The organism is Corynebacterium sp. LK2537 (assembly GCF_040946485.1).
In the GTDB taxonomy this organism is placed as follows: domain Bacteria; phylum Actinomycetota; class Actinomycetes; order Mycobacteriales; family Mycobacteriaceae; genus Corynebacterium.
This window is the reverse complement of record NZ_JAYWLQ010000001.1, coordinates 283,926-301,402: the sequence shown is the minus strand read 5'-3', so window position 1 is coordinate 301,402 and position 17,477 is coordinate 283,926. Positions and strand designations below refer to the sequence as shown.

The window sequence follows — 17,477 nt, the reverse complement described above, 5'->3', positions numbered from 1 at the left end:
GCCCGCAGCCCGTCGATAAGCGGGTATCCTTGACGCCTATGAGCACAGGTATGACTGCACAGACCGGCATCGAGACGTTCGGCCGCGTCGGGGTCGCCATGGTCACTCCGTTTGACCAGGACGGCGCCCTGGACTTGGGCCGGGCTCGAGAGCTTGCTGCGCACCTCGTGGACAACGGCATCGATTCCCTCATCGTTGGGGGCACTACGGGTGAGTCTCCCACCACCACCGTGGCGGAGAAGGCTGAAATGCTAAAGGCCGTTAAGGACGAGGTGGGCGACAGGGCACGAATTTGCGCTGGTGCGGGAACCAATAATACGGTGTCTTCCGTAGAGCTTGCCCGCACCATGGCCAACGCGGGGGCGGATAGCCTTCTGGTCGTGACCCCGTATTACTCTAAGCCTTCGCAGGCGGGAGTCCTGGCGCACTTCACCGAAATTGCTGGCGCCACCGATCTGCCAATCTGCGTCTACGACATTCCTGGTCGCTCCGGTATCCCGATCCACGCGGATACGTTACGCCGGCTGGCTGAGCTGCCCACCGTCGCGGCCGTGAAGGACGCGAAGGGCGACCTGCCACTCGGTGCCCAACTAATGCAAGAGACCGGACTGGCGTGGTACTCCGGCGATGATCCGCTCAACCTCCCGTGGCTTGCCATGGGGGCCAGCGGTTTCATCTCGGTCATCGGCCACGCCGCCCCGCGGGCTCTTGTGGAGCTTTATACTTCTTTCTCAGAAGGAAACCTTGCCCGTGCAAGGGACATAAACGTAAATACTCTGGCCCCGCTCGTTCACGCCCAAGCGCGTCTGGGCGGCGCCACCTTAGCCAAGGCGGCCCTGCGACTGCAGGGAATCGACGTCGGCGAACCGCGGCTGCCTATTCTGGCAGCCAATGAGGATGAGCTGACCGAACTCCGCCGCGATATGCAACAAGCTGGAGTCCTATAAGTATGACTGAATCTCGAAACCGTGCCCGGAAAGTGACCCGCAAGGCGGGCCCGCCGACGGGCCAAGAAGCAGCCTCCAACGAGGCGGCATCGCCGGTATTCCAGGCCCCGCAAAACACCGGCAACGACTCTGCCGGCGCAGAGGGCGGCAACGGAGACAACAACGGCAACTCTGATAACAAGAACAATCAGAGCAATGGCGGCAACCAGGGCAACGACAACAACGGCGGTAACGGCAACAACAATGGCGGCAACCGCCGTTCCAACCGCTCCCGTGGTTCCCGCGGTGGCCGCGGTCGCGGCCGAGGCGGCAACAACGGCAATAACAACCACGGCAACAACAAAGGCAACGGTAAGGGCGGAAAGAACAACCGCAACAACAACCGGGGCCGCCGCAACGTGCCCAAGTCCATGCAGGGCGCGGATCTGACCAAGCGCCTGCCGGAGCCGCCGAAGCAGGCCAAGGGCTCCCTGCGCATCTACGCGCTGGGTGGCATCTCCGAGATCGGCCGCAACATGACCGTCTTCGAGTACGACGGCCGCCTGCTGATCATCGACTGCGGCGTGCTCTTCCCGTCCTCGGGCGAGCCGGGCGTGGACCTGATCCTGCCGGACTTCGGCCCGATCGAAGACCGCCTGGACAAGGTGGAGGCCCTCGTGGTCACCCACGCGCACGAGGACCACATCGGCGCTATCCCGTGGCTGCTGAAGCTGCGTCCGGATATCCCGATCGTCGCCTCCCGTTTCACCATCGCGCTGATTGCGGCCAAGTGCAAGGAGCACCGCCAGAAGCCGAAGTTCGTCGAGGTCAACGAGAAGTCGGACGTTTCCTACGGCCCGTTCCGCGCGCGTTTCTGGGCCGTCAACCACTCCGTGCCGGATGCCCTGGGCATCATGCTGGGCACCCCGGCCGGCAACATCATCCACACTGGCGACATCAAGATGGACCAGACCCCGCTGGACGGTCGCCCGACCGACCTGCCGGCGCTGTCGCGCTACGGCGACGAGGGCGTGGACCTGATGCTGTGCGACTCCACGAACGCCAACGTCCCGGGCGTTTCCGCCTCGGAGGGTGATATCCCGGCGACCTTCAAGCGCCTGGTGGCCAACGCCCGCCAGCGCGTCATCATCGCCTCGTTCGCGTCCAACGTCTACCGCGTGCAGGCGGCTATCGATGCCGCCGTGGCCGCCGGCCGCAAGGTCGCCTTCAACGGCCGCTCCATGATGCGCAACATGGAAATCGCGGAGAAGATGGGCTTTTTGAAGGTCCCGCGCGGTACCATCGTGCCGATTGACGAGGCCGCCAAGATGGCCCCGCACAAGACGGTGCTGATTACCACCGGTACCCAGGGCGAGCCGATGGCCGCGCTGTCGCGCATGGCCCGCCGCGAGCACCGCCAGATCACCGTCCGCGACGGCGATCTCATCGTCTTTTCCTCCTCGCTCATTCCGGGCAACGAGGAAGCCGTCTTCGGCATCATCAACATGCTGTCGCAGATTGGCGCCGAGGTCGTGACCAACAAGGAGGCCAAGGTGCACGCCTCCGGCCACGGTTACGGCGGCGAGCTGCTCTTCCTCTACAACGCCGCGCGCCCGAAGAACGCCATGCCGGTCCACGGCGAGTGGCGCCACCTGCGCGCCAACAAGGAGCTGGCCATTTCGACCGGCGTCGACCGCGATCGCGTCGTGCTGGCGCAGAACGGCGTCGTCGTCGACCTGCACAACGGCCGCGCCCAGGTCGTGGGCCAGATCCAGGTCGGCAACCTCTACGTCGACGGCGTGAACATGGGCGAGGTCGACGCGGACACGCTGGCCGACCGCACCAACCTGGGCTCCGGCGGCGTGGTGTCGATTACCTGTGTCATCGACAACCGCACCTCCCGCCTGATGGAGCACCCGACGGTCGCGACCACCGGCTTCAGCGACGACGATCGCTCCGTGGTCCCGGAGGTCGCCGAGCTGGTTGAAAACACCATGAACGACCTGGCCGCCGAGGGCGAGAACGACACCTACCGCATGGTGCAGAAGATTCGCCGCAAGGTCTCCAAGCTCATGGATTCCAAGTACAAGCGTGAGCCGGTCATCCTGCCGACCATCGTTCCCACCTCGGGCGACGGTTCGCTGATTGATGACGACGAGGTCCACAGCGCCCGCGAATCCCTGTAGCGCTTAAACGCCGCGCATGCTCCCCAGCTCCCTTCCCATGGTTGAAGGGATATGCTGGGGAGCATGTCTTTTTCCGGTACTGAAAGAAACCGACTAGCCGATCTTTTCATCGACCTAGGCCCCGACGCCGATACCCTGTGCGAGGGCTGGACCACCCACGACATGGCCGCGCATCTCTGGCTGCGCGAGCACCGCCCCGACGCGGCCGCCGGAATGTTCATCCCGGCGCTGAGCGGCCACCTGGACAAGGTAACCAAGCAGGTAAAAAGCCGCGACTACGTGAAACTGGTCAACGCCTGGCGTGCGGGCCCGCCGAAGTGGAGCCCGTTCTTCTTGCTGGACTCCAAGCTGAACTTCGCGGAGAACTTTATCCACCACGAGGACGTGCGCCGGGCCAACGGCCAGACCGAGCCGCGGGAATTTTCCGCGGTGGTCGACGACGAATTTTCCGCTACGCTCCAGCGCTTTGCTCCACTGATGTTGAAGAAGTCGCGGCTGCCCGTCATCCTGCACCCGGCCGGCGGGCGCCGGATCGTGGCCGCGGACAAGCGGGGAGTGGCCGAGCGCGGCGACGCCGTGGTGGCTGTCTCCGGGCAGCCGGCCGAGCTGCTGCTGTGGGTCTACGGCCGGGACGCGGCCCAGGTGGAGATCGCAGGCGACAAGTCCGCCATCGTGAAGTCTAGTCTTTAGGCTTGACCGCAACTTTTCTTCGTGAACTGTGTGTTGCGCCTGTGATTAGTGGGGTATAAGCGGCTAGAGTTACAGGCATGTCTGTCAAGAATGTCTCGTCTCGCCGCAGTAGTTCCCCTGGCCGCAACAAACCATCGCCGGCCAAGCGGGCGCGTCCGGCGGGCCGTGGCAAGGCGCCCGAGACTTTAGCGGTACCCAGCGCTGCCGAGAGCGAGCATCCTCGCACCGGCAGCGCTTTCCGTGCGGTCGGGCACGGGGTGGGGGCGATGTTTTCGGCCACCGCCCGCGGCGTGAGCCGGGGCCTGGCAAGCCTGAAGCCGAGCGACGAAGACTTGCTGGACGAGGGCAACCCCGGTAACGATCATAGCGACGGCGCTGCGGCGCCGGTGGAGCAGAACACTAAGCGGCCGCGCCGCGCCAAGAGAAAGAAGTCAGAGATTACGCCTGAGGACACCCCGTCGAAAAGGTCGAAATTGGAAGAAGAGATTGACGAACACGACGCGCTAGACACCGAAGAGGACGGCGCGGAGGCCGGCATATCCATCGGCAACCCGGACGCGGTTGGCCTGATCCTGCTGGGCCTGGCCGCGGTGATCGGTGCCTCCGTGTGGCTGGACATCGCCGGCCCCATCGGCGCCGGCATTGCTACCGTGGTCCACCTTGTCATCGGCGCGGGCGCCCTCGTGCTGCCCGTCGCCCTGGTTGCCCTGGCGCTGGTGCTCATGCTGCGCATCGGCGGGCCCTCGGGCGGCATCCCGCCCCGGGTCATCCTCGGCACGACCCTCATCGTGGTCTCCATGCTGGGGCTTATCCACATCTTCGCCGGCGACCCCACTGAGTGGGCCGACCGCATGAGCGCCGGCGGCGCCGTGGGCGCTTGGACCGGCGGGCTGCTGGCCCTGGGTTTCTCGGGCTACGTAGCCGTGCCGCTGCTCTTCCTAGTCATCGTCTACGGCGCGCTGAAGGTCACCGGCATTACCGTGCGCGAGGCGTGGGATCTGCTGGTTGATACCATTTCCGGCCTGCGCGGCAAGGACGCCGCGGAGGAGGACGCCGACGACGACGCCTACAGCCAGGTCAGCGATCACATCGACGATATCGCCGCCGGCCGCAACACCGAGCGCCGTTCCACGGCCCGCCGGGCCACCGGGCGCCTACTGCCCCAGAAGCCGAAGCCGGCCCCGCAGTCGGGCCCGGGCGCTGGTTCTGCTGCCGCGGGCGCCGCTGGTGCTGCGGGCGCGGCTGGTGCCGCCGCGTCCCCGGCTTCTGCCTGGAACTCCTCGGAGGCGGAGACCACCGCCCTGAACAACCCGGGCCGGTCGGCCGGGAGCAAGTCCAGCCAGCGCGACGAGCTGGCGGATACCAACGAGATCCCGGTCGTGCGCGACGCAACCCCGGAACCGGAAGACCTGTTTAGCGCTTCCCAGGACGCCGGGGCTGCGGAGCCCACGCGCACCCTGGACGCGGGCGCGCAGTCCACGCCGCGCTCGGCTGGTGCTCAGTCGAAGTCCGATGACGCGGTCTCGGCTTCGCGGGAGGCCATGCGCCAGGCGATTATCGCCCGCTCCGGCCAAGACCCTGCTAGAGGGAAGGCCGCCGACGAGGAAGAGCCGGCGGAAGAGCCTGTCGCAGCGGCTGCTCCGGCGACCCCGGCGACGACCGAGGACGGCGACTACGACCTGCCGACGACGGATCTGCTGACCGCCGGCACTCCGGCGAAGGAGCGCACCGAGGTCAACGACCACATCATCGCGGCTATCACGGACGTCTTCGAGGAGTTCAAGGTCAACGCCCAGGTGACCGGATTCAGCCGCGGGCCGACAGTGACCCGCTACGAGATCGAGCTGGGCCCGGGCGTGAAGGTCTCGAAGGTGACCAACTTGCAGTCCAACCTGGCCTACGCGGTGGCCACCGACAACCTGCGCCTGCTGACCCCGATCCCGGGTAAGTCCGCCGTGGGCATCGAGGTCCCCAACCCGGACCGCGAGATGGTGCGCCTGCGCGAGGTGCTCGACGCCCCGGCTACCCGTGCGCAGACCGACCCGATGCTCATCGGACTGGGCAAGGACATCGAGGGCGACTTCGTCTCGGCCTCGGTCAAGAAGATGCCCCACCTGCTGGTGGCCGGTGCTACCGGTTCCGGTAAGTCGGCGTTCGTGAACTCCATGCTGGTTTCCCTGCTTACCCGCGCTACGCCGGAACAGGTGCGCCTCATCCTGGTCGATCCGAAGATGGTCGAGCTGACCCCGTACGAGGGCATCCCGCACCTCATCACCCCGATCATCACGCAGCCGAAGAAGGCCGCGGCCGCCCTGCAGTGGCTGGTCGAGGAGATGGAGCAGCGCTACCTGGACATGAAATCCGCGCGCGTCCGCAAGATCGAGGACTTCAACGCCAAGGTGCGCTCCGGCGAGTACCAGGCCCCTGCCGGCTCCCAGCGCGACGTGCGCCCGTACCCGTACATCGTCTGCGTGGTCGACGAGCTGGCTGACCTGATGATGACGGCGCCGAAGGAAATCGAGGACTCCATCGTGCGTATTACCCAGAAGGCCCGCGCGGCCGGCATCCACTTGGTCTTGGCTACCCAGCGCCCGTCCGTCGACGTCGTCACCGGTCTGATCAAGACCAACGTGCCATCCCGCCTGGCGTTCGCCACCTCCTCGCTGACCGACTCCCGCGTCATCCTGGACCAGGGCGGGGCGGAAAAGCTCATCGGCATGGGCGACGCCCTGTTCATCCCGCAGGGCGCCGGCAAGCCGCAGCGCCTGCAAGGCGCGTTCGTCACGGACGAGGAAGTCCAGGCCGTGGTCGATGCCGCCAAGCGGCAGGCCCAGCCGAATTACACCGAGGGTGTTACCGAGGAGAAGCAGGATAGCAAGAAGAAGGAAATCGACGACGATATCGGAAAGGATATGGACGACCTCCTGGAGGCCGTCGAGCTCGTCGTCACTTCCCAGCTGGGCTCCACGTCGATGCTGCAGCGCAAGCTGCGCATCGGCTTCGCCAAGGCCGGTCGCCTGATGGACCTGATGGAATCCCGCGGCGTCGTGGGGCCCTCGGAGGGTTCGAAGGCCCGCGAGGTGCTCACCAAGCCCGAGGAACTCGAGACCATGCTGTGGTACATCAAGGGCGCCGACCCGGCCGAGGCACCCAAGGAGGTGCAAGAGGAAATGGCCCAGCAGGAAGCTGCGGGCGCCGCCGGTGAGGCGGACACCAACCCGGATGGGGCACCTGCCGGTGGGGAAGATACCCGCACCGTACAGGCAACCTACAACCCGTCGTCGGGGGCGTTTTAGGGCCGCCGCGGGCGGACTCGTGTAGGATTAATCGAGTCTTGGAGGGGAGTACCCCATTCTTCGGCGCTGATCGTCAACACGGCAGCGGCAGCACACACTGCCCGCTCCCGGTCGCGCCGGCCCGGTCATCCGGGCGGGGGAGACCTCCGGTCCATTTTTTGCTGTAACGACCGGAGGGATAAGTGCCATGAGTGTACCCGTATGGATTTGGCTGCTAACTGGCGCAGTCATTCTCGGATTTTTCGTCTTTGATTTCTACTCGCACGTGCGTACTCCGCACGAGCCCACCCTGAAAGAATCCGGTCTGTGGACCGCCTTCTATGTCGGTTTGGCACTGTTGTTCGGCGTGGTCATCTGGGTCCTGTGGGACCACGAGCACGCCGTGCAGTACTACACCGGTTACGTGACGGAGAAGGCGCTGTCGGTCGACAACCTCTTCGTCTTCGCCCTGATTATGGGCGCGTTCAAGATCCCGCGCAAATACCAGCAGAAGGTGCTGCTCATCGGCATCGTGCTGGCGCTCATCTTCCGCCTGATCTTCATCTTGCTGGGCGCCGCGGTCATCGCCGCCTGGTCGGACGTGTTCTACCTGTTCGCCATCTTCCTGCTCTACACGGCCATCAAGCTGATCGTGGATGAGGTTCGCGACGCCCCGGAGACCGACCCGAACGACATGGCGGTCATCAAGATGATCCGCAAGGCCATCCACGTCACCCCGCGTTACCACGGCGACAAGCTCATCCACCGCGAGGAATCCGGCCCCAAGAATGGCAAGCTGGCGCTGACCCCGCTGTTCGTGGCGCTGGTGGCCATCGGCCTGATTGACATCATGTTCGCCTTCGACTCCATCCCGGCTATCTACGGCATCACCTCGGAAGCGTTCTTGGTCTTTACCACCAATGCCTTCTCCCTGATGGGCCTGCGCCAGATGTACTTCCTGCTCGACGGCCTGCTGGACCGCCTGGTGTACCTGCCGTACGGCCTGGGCATCATCCTGGGCTTCATCGGCGTGAAGCTGCTGCTGCATGCCCTGCACGAGAACAACCTGCCGTTCATCAACGGCGGCGACGACGTCCCGGTGCCGGAGGTCTCCACCATCTGGTCGCTGATCATCATCGTGGGGGTCCTCGTCATCACGGTGTTGGCGTCCATCTGGAAGAACAAGCGCGACGAAGCCCAAGGCGGCATCAAGGTCTCCCACAACCACTACGACTGGGACGAGGAAGGCAACAAGATCGTCCGCGACAAGCGCGGCCACCTCATCGGCAAGGCCGACGAGGTCGCCAGCTCCGAGTTGCCTTAAAACCGAACTTGATGGGGCGGTGCGCTAACGCACCGCCTCACACCCGACCGTCCCGAGCGCGATCTTTTGAAAGCCAATATTTACACAGTTGATGGGGGAATTAGGTCGGGCTTTTGTCGCTGCGGCGCCGGAATAAGAGAAGGCGCAGGCTAGAAAATCTTGGTGACGGGGTTCCACTCGCGGAAGCTGCGGCGGGTGACCACGCCCGAGGTGTGGAACGGGTCGTCGTCCATGATCTTGATGGCGTCGGCGACCTGGGCGTCGTCGTCTAGCTGCAGGATGATGAGCGCTCCGCCGGCTGAATCCGGGTGGGGGCCGGAGCCGACAATGAGGCCCTTCTCGTGCAGGCTGTTGATGAATTCGCGGTGGGCGGGGCGCTGCTCCGACACCAGCGGGTTGGTGGGGGCGTAGTCGTAAAAGGTGGCGAAATACTTCATGCTCTCATCCTAGTTTTTCCGCGCCCGCCCCGGCGGTTTTCTTGCGGGACTAATTCTGTCCTGGTCTATCGTGGACGAGATTTACTCCCACAACTCGCGGCGGTTTGGCGTAGCCCGCCCCGTTGATTGCCCGGTGGGACCCCGTTTGGGCCGTGGCCAATAGGAAACGATCTAAAGCAGGTAAGATTGTAGGCGTGAGTCAACCAGGAACTAGGTCATCCAACCCCGGCCCAGCGCACAGCGGCGGCGGGGGCTTGAAGCGTGGCGGGGAGAAGCCCTCCAATTGGAACCTGCCCAACATCCTGACTAGCCTGCGGATCCTTTTCATTCCGGTCTTTGCCTGGCTCGTGTTGGCTGAACACCAGTGGTGGGCGTTTGCCGTCTTCGTCCTGCTGATGATTACGGACAAGCTCGACGGCGACATCGCCCGGGCTAAGGGACTCATCACGGATTTCGGCAAGATTGCCGATCCGATTGCGGACAAGGCGCTGATGACCACGGCGCTGGTCTGCCTGAATATCATCGGGGTCCTGCCGTGGTGGATCACCGTGGTCATCCTGGTGCGCGAATTTGGCATCACGATCTGGCGCATGGTCATGCTGCGACGCGGTCTGGTGGTTCCAGCCTCCAAGGGCGGCAAGCTCAAGACCGTTCTGCAGTCGCTAGCCGTAGCCATGTATCTGTGCCCGCTGCCCGACTGGATGAATATCCCGACGCTGACCGTCATGCTCCTAGCCATGGCCGTCACGGTTGTTACGGGCGTGCAGTACCTGGCGGATGCCCGGAAGCACAATGCCTAATCCTGCTGGTCCGAACCCCGCCGCCCGCGAGACGGTGACCGCGCTGAAGGAACGCGGCGAGACCGTCGCCTGGTGCGAGTCCCTGACCGCGGGCCTGGGCGCGGCCACGCTCGCCACGGTGCCCGGGGCATCGGCGGTGCTGCGCGGGGGACTGGTCACCTACGCCACGGAGCTGAAAACCACGCTGGCCGGGGTGGACCCCGCGCTCATCGAAGAAAACACGGTTATCTCCGCTCCAGTGGCGGAGGCGATGGCCGCGGGAGCGCGGGCGCGGTGCGGCGCCGACTGGGGTCTGGCCTTGACCGGAGTGGCCGGGCCCGACCCGCAGGACGGGCACTCGGTCGGCGAGGTCTGGGCGGGTCTTGCTGCCCCGGATGGCTCCCAGCATTCCTGGCAGGTGGGTGGTCCTGCTGGCCTTGCGGGTACCCGGGACGAGATCCGGACCGCGGCCGTGAGCCAGACGCTGACCAGAGCGGTCGAAAAGATTCGAAATTTTCCCCGCCGATAGGGAACAAAGTACGTTGATGAGCCGTTGGAACTAGTGATGAACACTACTACCGCACTGCTGGATACCCCCACCCGCTCCCATGCCGCGCCGTTAAACGAGCCGTTGCTGCGAGAGGCCCTGGGCTTGAGCCTGCGTGCTTTCCGCGCGGACAAGTCCGTGACTCTGCGCGAGCTCGCTGCGGTCGCCCACGTCTCCCCGGGCTATCTGTCCGAGCTCGAGCGTGGCCGCAAAGAAGTTTCCTCCGAGATGCTCGCGGCGGTTTGCGGCGCCCTCGACGTGTCGGTGGCCGATGTACTCATCGAGGCCGCCGGCTACATGGCGCTGCCATCGGTAGATGAAGAACTGGCGCAGACCGCCCCGGCTGCCTCCGAGCTTTAGCTCCCCTTAACGCCGCCTATTGGCAGCGTGTGCCCGCTATTTTCGCTACGATGGTGGGTCGAAGCACTACTGAGCAATCGATATGTTTAAAGAAAAGAGGCCCTTGGCTCATGGCTAACCCATTTTCCAAACTCTGGAAGTACCTGATGGCTTTGTTTGACTCCAAGATTGAGGAAAACGCCGATCCGAAGGTCCAGATCGAGCAGGCCATCGAGGACGCTCAGCGCCAGCACCAGGAACTGTCCCAGCAGGCCGCGGCCGTCATCGGTAACCAGCGCCAGTTGGAAATGCAGCTGAACCGCCGCCTAGGCGAGATCGAGAAGCTGCAGGGCAACACCAAGCAGGCCCTGCAGCTGGCCGACAAGGCCCGCGCCGACGGTGACGAGACCAAGGCGGTCGAGTACGAAAACGCCGCCGAGGCCTTCGCCGCGCAGCTGGTGACCGCGGAGCAGTCCGTCGAGGACACCAAGAAGCTGCACGACCAGGCCCTGCAGCAGGCAGACCAGGCTAAGAAGGCCGTTGAGCGCAACGCTATGGCGCTGCGCGAGAAGGTGGCGGAGCGCTCCAAGCTGCTGAGCCAGCTGGAGCAGGCCAAGATGCAGGAGAAGGTCTCCGAGTCGCTGAGCAGCATGAACGAGCTGTCCAACGGCTCGACCCCGTCGCTGGACGCCGTCCGTGACAAGATCGAGCGCCGCTACTCCAAGGCTCTGGGGCAGGCCGAGCTGGCCGAGAACTCCGTCGAGTCCCGCATGCAGGAGGTCCAACAGGCCGGCGTGCAGCTGGCCGGACACTCCCGCCTGGAGCAGATCCGCGCGGAGATGAACGACTCCAAGCCGGTCGAGTCGGGCCAGAAGAAGCAGCAGCTTGAGTCCGGCCAGAGCACCGGCGGCAACGCCCAGTCGGCGGCCGACAAGGCAGCCCAGCCGGAGGTCAGCAACGACGCCGTGGAGGCCCGCCTGCGCGAGCTGCGCGGCGAATAACCCGCACTAGCTACTTTGCTTAGCGTCAGCGCTCGCTGACAAAGACAAGCCCCCAGCCATCCCGAAGAGGGAAGCTGGGGGCTTGGTGCGTTGCGGACTAATCGCCGACGCCGCGGGCGGCCAGCGCCTCGCCCATGGCTTGGGCGCGGCGGATAGAGCGAATGACGACCGGGGTGGCGAAGGCCATCACGGACATGTTCGCCCCGCGGGCCTTGCGGGCGTCCAAGACCTCGCCGACGGTCTCGAACATCAGCGGGATGAGCCGGATGGTCAAGGACATCGCCAAGCTGATGGTCTCCACGGGCAGGCCGAAACGCGCCAGGGGAGCCAGGGTCCGCTCCATCGACTCCATGATCTCGTCCACCGTCGAGGTGAGCGTGAGCAGGAAGGCGACCTCCATGGCCGCGAAGATTGTCAAGAACATCACTGCCGCGTACTCGAAGTCGCGGGACCACCATTGGAAGGCCGCCAGCGGCACGAGGATAAACAACGGCGGGGTGAGCTGGCTGGCGATAATGGACGGCGGGACCTGGGCCAGGGCATAGGGGATAGCACCTACTACCACCGCGGCTAGGGCCCACGGGATGGTCTTGATGAAGATGCTGGTAACCAAGATAAAGACGATGATGATAGCCAGCTTCACCGAGGGGGAGGGCCGGTGGACGATGGTGTCTTTATCGACGTAGACATTCAGCGGTATGTTTTTGCGCCGCACGAGCGTTGACTCCTTTGCCTTAGAGCGGGCGGGCTGCCATGAGGTCGCGGTAGAAGCTCAATACCTCCGCCGGCGGGCCGTCGGCGGCGACCTGGTGCTCGTCGATGCAGATAACCCGGTCGAAGTCGGTGAGGAAGTCCAGGTCGTGCGTGACGACGATGAGCTGCTGCTCCAGGCTGGCGAACTCGCGCCGGATACGGTCGCGGTTGCGCAGGTCCAGCAGGGTAGTGGGCTCGTCGGCGAGGATCAGCGTGGGGTCGATGACGAGTACGGCTGCGAGCGCCAGCATCTGCTTCTGCCCGCCGGACAGGGTGTGCGGGGACTGCTCCGCTAGGTCCGTCAGCCCGAAACGCTCCAGGGCGGCGTCGACGCGGCGGTTGCGCTCCTCCTTCGACAGCTTGAAGCGGCGCAGGGAGAAGGCGACGTCGTCGCGCACCTGCGGCATGACGATCTGGTTCTCGGCATCGGAGAAGACGAAACCGATCTTCTTGCGCAGCTCTTTGCCGTTTTCTTCGACGTTGAGTCCGTCGACCGTCACCGTCCCGGTGGTGGGCTCGCCCAGGCCGTTGATAAGACGGGTCAGGGTGGACTTGCCGCTGCCGTTCGCGCCGATGATGCCGATGCGGTGCTCGGTAAGCTCCAGGCAAATATCGCGCAAGACCTCGGTCTCGTCGTAGGTAACGCCGACGTGGTCGAACTTAATTGTTGGCACGGCGGTCAGCTCGTCGCTTGGTAGCGCCCATGAGATCCGGGAAGGCGGCGTGCACGCCGTACGCGATGATGATGGCGACGACGAGCTTCAGGGAGTCCACGGGGACGAAGGCGAACTGGGCCACGGTGGCCTCGGTCAGCGAGAGGCCGGAGCGGACCATCAGGCCGATCGCGCCGCAAACGTACTGGATGAGCAGGGCCACGACACCGGCCAGGATGAAGATACCGATGCGGGCGCCCTTGGCGCGCGGGGCGCGGTAGGCGATGGAACCGGCAACCCACGGGGAGATCACGTAGCCGATGATGTAGCCCACGGTCGGGCCGGCCAGCGCGCGCAGGGTGGTGCCGCCGCCGGCCAGTACCGGCAGGGCCAGCCCCAGGAAGAGGAAGAGCAGGCCGACGGCCAGGCCGCGCTTGCCGCCTAGGACGAGCCCGGCCAGGATGATGGCGGCGTTTTGCAAAACGATCGGGACGCCGGCGGTGCCGACGGGGATGGAGACAAAGGCGAGGACAATGACGAGGGCGGTAAAGACCGCCACGTAGGCCAGACCGGAGGCCAGAGTATTCTTCTTCATGCCCGAAAACCCTAGCAGTGAACAGACAATCTGCAGGAAACGACCACTTTTGAACAGTGTTCATGCAGGACAGGAGCACCCCCGCTTTACCCCCATATAGTGAGGGAGTCAAACGTTTTTCTCTCCGCCCGCCGGGTTGGTTGACCGCAGATATAACGCGGTAGGATGGCGGGCATGCGTTTGACGGAGTACACCCAGCTTATTACGGACGAATTCGGGGCAGAAAAGGCCGCCTGGATTTCCCATTCGCATGTCCTGGCCGAGTTCGGGGATACCGCGGACGCGCTTATCGAACGCGGCGTCGATCCGGGCAAAGTCTGGGACGGGTTGTGCGACGACTTTAGTGTCCCGGAAGAGCGCCGACTGGGCGTGGACTATCCGACCAAATGATTCGTAGTCGGCGTGCCGCATTCGAAATTCGAACAGGCGTGCGTGTACTATGGGGTCGGTGTCCGTCGGTGGTATTAGCTTTTACGGTGTAAACGCCAGCGCGCGGGAACCCACCGGCTAGCCGGCGGAGTCTAAAAGTTAAGGCCGCGGGTTTATCCGTGCGCTGAGTTATCAACGCGAAGTGCTCTAAGTACTCAAGCCCCAAAAGACTTGTTAAAGAAAAGGTGAGTTAGAACCATGGCTGCTAAGAAGAAGTCCGCTAAAGCCACCGGAAATAGCGCGGATGACCGCAAGAAGGCGCTAGATGCCGCGATGGCCATGATCGAAAAGGATTATGGCAAGGGCGCGGTCATGCGCCTGGGCGATGACAACCGCCCGCCCATCCAGGCGATCTCCTCCGGCAACACCGCCATCGACATCGCGCTGGGCATCGGCGGCTTCCCGCGCGGCCGCGTGGTTGAGATCTACGGCCCGGAGTCTTCCGGTAAGACCACGGTGGCCCTGCACGCCATCGCGGAGGCCCAGAAGGGCGGGGGCATTGCCGCCTTTATCGACGCCGAGCACGCCCTCGACCCGGAATACGCCCGCCTGCTGGGCGTGGACACGGACAACCTGCTGGTCTCCCAGCCGGATACCGGTGAGCAGGCCCTCGAGATTGCGGACATGCTGGTTCGCTCCGGCGCCATCGACATCATCGTGGTGGACTCCGTTGCCGCGCTGACGCCGAAGGCGGAAATCGAGGGAGAGATGGGCGATAGCCACGTCGGCCTGCAGGCCCGCCTGATGTCGCAGGCGCTGCGTAAGATGACCGGCGCCCTGTACAACTCGGGCACCACCGCCATCTTTATTAACCAGCTGCGCGAAAAGATCGGCGTCATGTTCGGCTCCCCGGAGACGACCACCGGTGGTAAGGCCCTGAAGTTCTACGCCTCGGTGCGCTGCGACATCCGCCGCATCCAGACCTTGAAGGACGGCCAGGACGCCATCGGTAACCGCACCAAGATGAAGATCGTGAAGAACAAGGTCTCCCCGCCGTTCAAGATCGCGGAGTTCGACATCATGTACGGCGAGGGCATCTCCCGCGAGTCCTCCATCATCGACCTGGGCGTCGAACACGGCTTCATCAAGAAGTCTGGCTCCTGGTTCACCTACGAAGGCGACCAGCTGGGGCAGGGTAAGGAAAAGGCCCGCAACTTCCTCAAGGAAAACCAGGACCTGGCCAACGAGATCGAGAAGAAGATCTTCAAGAAGCTGGGCGTGGGCGCCGACGCCGCCAACGCGGACGAGGAAGTCGCCATGGACGTGCCGGGCGCCGACGATGACCTGTCGGATGAGTCGGTGGGCCTGGTGCCGAACGTCGACTTTGACGACGACGATCAGGACTAGGTAGATGCCGCAGCCATCGCCGGACAAGATCGCGCGGCTGCAGCGCGCCTTGGACGATTACGCGCACGGCAGCGGCGAGAGCGATCTCTTCGACAAAGAGGCCGAGGAATCCAAGTCCAAGGTCCGCGAACGCGCCTTGCGCCTGCTGGACCAGCGCTCCCGCTCGCGGCAGGAGCTCGCCCAGCGCCTGGAGAAGCTGGAATTCGACCCAGCCGTGGTCGGGGACGTCTTGGACGATTTGTCCCGGGTGGGGCTTATCGATGACGCCGCGTTTGCCCGCGAGTGGGTGCGCCAGCGCCACCAGGCCCGCGGGAAATCCGCCCGCGTGCTGGATCAGGAGCTGCAACGCAAGGGCGTCGGCGCCGAGGAGCGCCAGGAGGCGTTGGAGCAGATCGACGCCGCCGACGAGCGCGCCATGGCCTGGTCGCTGGCGCAAAAGAAGGCCCGCGGGGTGAAGGCCGTGCCGGCGGATCGGCACGAGCGGGACAAGGCGCTGCGGCGCATTGTGGGCGTGCTAGCCCGCCGCGGCTTCCGGGAATCCGACTCGCTGGATCTGGCCAAGAAGGCGCTGGCCGAGCGCGAGGCCGAGCTGGAAGCCTAGGCCCCGGGCGGTTATGAAATGGCCTGGTTGATCATTAAAATGAACCGGCGTGACTAACCCCATGACTGAAAACCCGCGCACCTACGAGGTGCGCACGTTCGGCTGCCAGATGAACGTGCACGACTCGGAGCGTATCTCCGGCCTCCTGGAGGACGCCGGTTACGTGGCCGCCCCGCAGGAGGCGGAGCCGGATCTCATCGTCTTCAACACCTGCGCGGTGCGCGAGAACGCCGACAAGCGTCTCTACGGCACTCTGGGCTCGCTGAAGAAGACGAAGGAGAACCACCCCGGCATGCAGATCGCCGTGGGCGGGTGCCTGGCGCAAAAGGACAAGGACACCGTCTTGACCAACGCGCCGTGGGTGGACGCGGTCTTCGGTACCCACAACATGTTCGCGCTGCCGACGCTGCTGGAGCGCGCCCGCCACAACGACGAGGCGCAGATCGAGATCGTCGACGCGCTGGAGGCTTTCCCCTCGGTGCTGCCCGCCAAGCGCGAGTCCGCCTACTCCGGCTGGGTGTCTATCTCCGTCGGCTGCAACAACACGTGCACCTTCTGCATCGTGCCCTCGCTGCGCGGCAAGGAGGAGGACCGCCGGCCTGGCGACATCCTCGCCGAGGTCCAGGCGCTGGTCGACCAGGGCGTGTCCGAGGTGACCCTGCTGGGCCAAAACGTCAACGCCTACGGCGTCCACTTCGCCGACCCGGACCTGCCGCGCGACAAGTACGCGTTTTCCAAGCTGCTGCGCCAGGTGGGCCAGATCGAGGGCCTGGAGCGCCTGCGCTTTACCTCCCCGCACCCGGCGGAATTTACCTCCGACGTCATCGACGCCATGGCGGAGACCCCGGCGGTCTGCCCGCAGCTGCACATGCCGCTGCAGTCGGGCTCGGACAAGGTGCTCAAAGACATGCGCCGGTCCTACCGCACGAAGAAATTCCTCCGCATCCTGGATGAGGTCCGCGAAAAGATCCCGCACGCGGCGATTACCACCGACATCATCGTCGGCTTCCCGGGCGAGACCGAGGAGGACTTCCAGGAGACCATGGAGCTGGTGCGTAAGGCGCGGTTTAGCTCCGCGTTCACGTTCCAGTATTCCCCGCGGCCGGGCACCCCGGCGGCGGAGATGGAACAGCAGATCCCTAAGGACGTCGTCCAGGACCGCTTCGAGCGCCTGGTGGCCCTGCAGGATTCCATCCAGGCCGAGGAAAACGCCCAGCTGGTCGGCACCGACGTGGAACTGCTCGTGCAGGCCACCGGCGGGCGCAAGAACGACCAGACCCACCGCCTGTCCGGGCGGGCCCGTGACGGCCGCCTGGTCCACTTCGCGGCCGTGGACGGCGACGGAAACGACCTCCGGGACGAGATCCGTCCCGGCGACGTCGTGCACACCACGGTGACGGATTCCGGCTCTTTCTTCCTGGTGGCCGACGCCGGGGTGAGCTCCCACCGCCGCACCAAGGCCGGCGATATGTCGGCTGCGGGCCAGACCCCGACCACTGCGCCGGTAGGCGTCGGCCTGGGGCTGCCGTCGGTGGGCCGGCCCGCCGAAACCCCGGCATCCGCTCACGGCGGGTGCTGCTAACTAAACCGAGTAA

17 protein-coding genes are annotated in these 17,477 nt (G+C 64.9%); 13 read left to right on the top strand and 4 right to left on the bottom strand.

The features are described 5' to 3' along the window. Window positions 1-38 precede the first annotated feature (38 nt). The 5 genes from dapA (at window position 39) to VVS03_RS01415 (ending at window position 8,401) form a co-directional block, all read left to right on the top strand. Complete coding sequence (dapA, locus tag VVS03_RS01435; protein WP_368533908.1) at window positions 39-947, top strand: 4-hydroxy-tetrahydrodipicolinate synthase; 909 nt, start codon at window positions 39-41, stop codon at window positions 945-947. Between the two features lie 2 nt (window positions 948-949). Further along, entirely contained in the window at window positions 950-3,112 is a 2,163-nt protein-coding gene (locus tag VVS03_RS01430; protein ID WP_368533909.1) for a ribonuclease J, read from the top strand. 63 nt (window positions 3,113-3,175) lie between these two features. Next, window positions 3,176-3,802: a TIGR03085 family metal-binding protein gene (locus VVS03_RS01425; RefSeq protein ID WP_368519158.1), complete on the top strand. Its 627-nt coding sequence runs from the start codon at window positions 3,176-3,178 to the stop codon at window positions 3,800-3,802. Window positions 3,803-3,879: 77 nt separating this feature from the next. Next, window positions 3,880-7,098 carry a DNA translocase FtsK gene (locus tag VVS03_RS01420; protein ID WP_368533910.1) on the top strand — a complete coding sequence of 1,073 codons (3,219 nt, stop codon included), beginning with the start codon at window positions 3,880-3,882 and terminating at the stop codon, window positions 7,096-7,098. A gap of 187 nt (window positions 7,099-7,285) precedes the next feature. Continuing rightward, the gene (locus VVS03_RS01415) at window positions 7,286-8,401 is read left to right on the top strand and encodes a TerC family protein (RefSeq protein ID WP_368519160.1); all 1,116 of its coding nucleotides are present in this window, start codon (window positions 7,286-7,288) and stop codon (window positions 8,399-8,401) included. Between the two features lie 149 nt (window positions 8,402-8,550). On the opposite strand, the gene VVS03_RS01410 is transcribed toward VVS03_RS01415, so the two are convergent. Continuing rightward, window positions 8,551-8,838, bottom strand: coding sequence for a YciI family protein (locus VVS03_RS01410; protein ID WP_368519161.1), 288 nt, complete (start codon window positions 8,836-8,838; stop codon window positions 8,551-8,553). 254 nt (window positions 8,839-9,092) lie between these two features. Between VVS03_RS01410 and pgsA the strand changes: the two genes are divergently transcribed. The 4 genes from pgsA to VVS03_RS01390 all read left to right on the top strand — a co-directional run bounded on the left by pgsA (window position 9,093) and on the right by VVS03_RS01390 (window position 11,504). Continuing rightward, complete coding sequence (pgsA, locus tag VVS03_RS01405; RefSeq protein WP_368519162.1) at window positions 9,093-9,638, top strand: CDP-diacylglycerol--glycerol-3-phosphate 3-phosphatidyltransferase; 546 nt, start codon at window positions 9,093-9,095, stop codon at window positions 9,636-9,638. Continuing rightward, complete coding sequence (locus VVS03_RS01400) at window positions 9,631-10,146, top strand: CinA family protein (protein ID WP_368519163.1); 516 nt, start codon at window positions 9,631-9,633, stop codon at window positions 10,144-10,146. The genes pgsA and VVS03_RS01400 overlap by 8 nt, the downstream gene beginning before the upstream one ends. Before the next feature lie 36 nt (window positions 10,147-10,182). Further along, complete coding sequence (locus VVS03_RS01395; RefSeq protein WP_070768471.1) at window positions 10,183-10,524, top strand: helix-turn-helix domain-containing protein; 342 nt, start codon at window positions 10,183-10,185, stop codon at window positions 10,522-10,524. 110 nt (window positions 10,525-10,634) lie between these two features. Beyond that, window positions 10,635-11,504, top strand: coding sequence for a PspA/IM30 family protein (locus VVS03_RS01390; RefSeq protein WP_368519164.1), 870 nt, complete (start codon window positions 10,635-10,637; stop codon window positions 11,502-11,504). A gap of 97 nt (window positions 11,505-11,601) precedes the next feature. Here the strand turns inward: VVS03_RS01390 and VVS03_RS01385 are convergent, their stop codons facing one another. Genes VVS03_RS01385 through VVS03_RS01375 form a run of 3 tightly spaced genes read right to left on the bottom strand, consistent with a single transcriptional unit; the run spans window position 11,602 to window position 13,505 of the window. Then, entirely contained in the window at window positions 11,602-12,219 is a 618-nt protein-coding gene (locus tag VVS03_RS01385; protein WP_368519165.1) for an energy-coupling factor transporter transmembrane protein EcfT, read from the bottom strand. Window positions 12,220-12,238: 19 nt separating this feature from the next. Then, window positions 12,239-12,931, bottom strand: a complete 693-nt coding sequence (locus VVS03_RS01380; RefSeq protein WP_368519166.1) for an energy-coupling factor ABC transporter ATP-binding protein — start codon at window positions 12,929-12,931, stop codon at window positions 12,239-12,241. Next, window positions 12,918-13,505 carry a biotin transporter BioY gene (locus tag VVS03_RS01375; RefSeq protein WP_368519167.1) on the bottom strand — a complete coding sequence of 196 codons (588 nt, stop codon included), beginning with the start codon at window positions 13,503-13,505 and terminating at the stop codon, window positions 12,918-12,920. Before VVS03_RS01375 ends, VVS03_RS01380 begins: the two co-directional genes overlap by 14 nt. Window positions 13,506-13,679: 174 nt before the next feature. Here VVS03_RS01375 and VVS03_RS01370 point away from each other — a divergent pair, with 174 nt between their 5' ends. The 4 genes from VVS03_RS01370 (at window position 13,680) to miaB (ending at window position 17,464) form a co-directional block, all read left to right on the top strand. Beyond that, window positions 13,680-13,895: a DUF3046 domain-containing protein gene (locus tag VVS03_RS01370; protein ID WP_368519168.1), complete on the top strand. Its 216-nt coding sequence runs from the start codon at window positions 13,680-13,682 to the stop codon at window positions 13,893-13,895. Between the two features lie 237 nt (window positions 13,896-14,132). Further along, entirely contained in the window at window positions 14,133-15,281 is a 1,149-nt protein-coding gene (gene recA / locus VVS03_RS01365; RefSeq protein ID WP_368519169.1) for a recombinase RecA, read from the top strand. A 4-nt stretch (window positions 15,282-15,285) separates the two neighbouring features. Further along, window positions 15,286-15,882: a recombination regulator RecX gene (recX, locus tag VVS03_RS01360; protein WP_368519170.1), complete on the top strand. Its 597-nt coding sequence runs from the start codon at window positions 15,286-15,288 to the stop codon at window positions 15,880-15,882. 61 nt (window positions 15,883-15,943) lie between these two features. Continuing rightward, window positions 15,944-17,464, top strand: a complete 1,521-nt coding sequence (gene miaB / locus VVS03_RS01355; protein WP_368519418.1) for a tRNA (N6-isopentenyl adenosine(37)-C2)-methylthiotransferase MiaB — start codon at window positions 15,944-15,946, stop codon at window positions 17,462-17,464. Window positions 17,465-17,477: the final 13 nt, after the last annotated feature.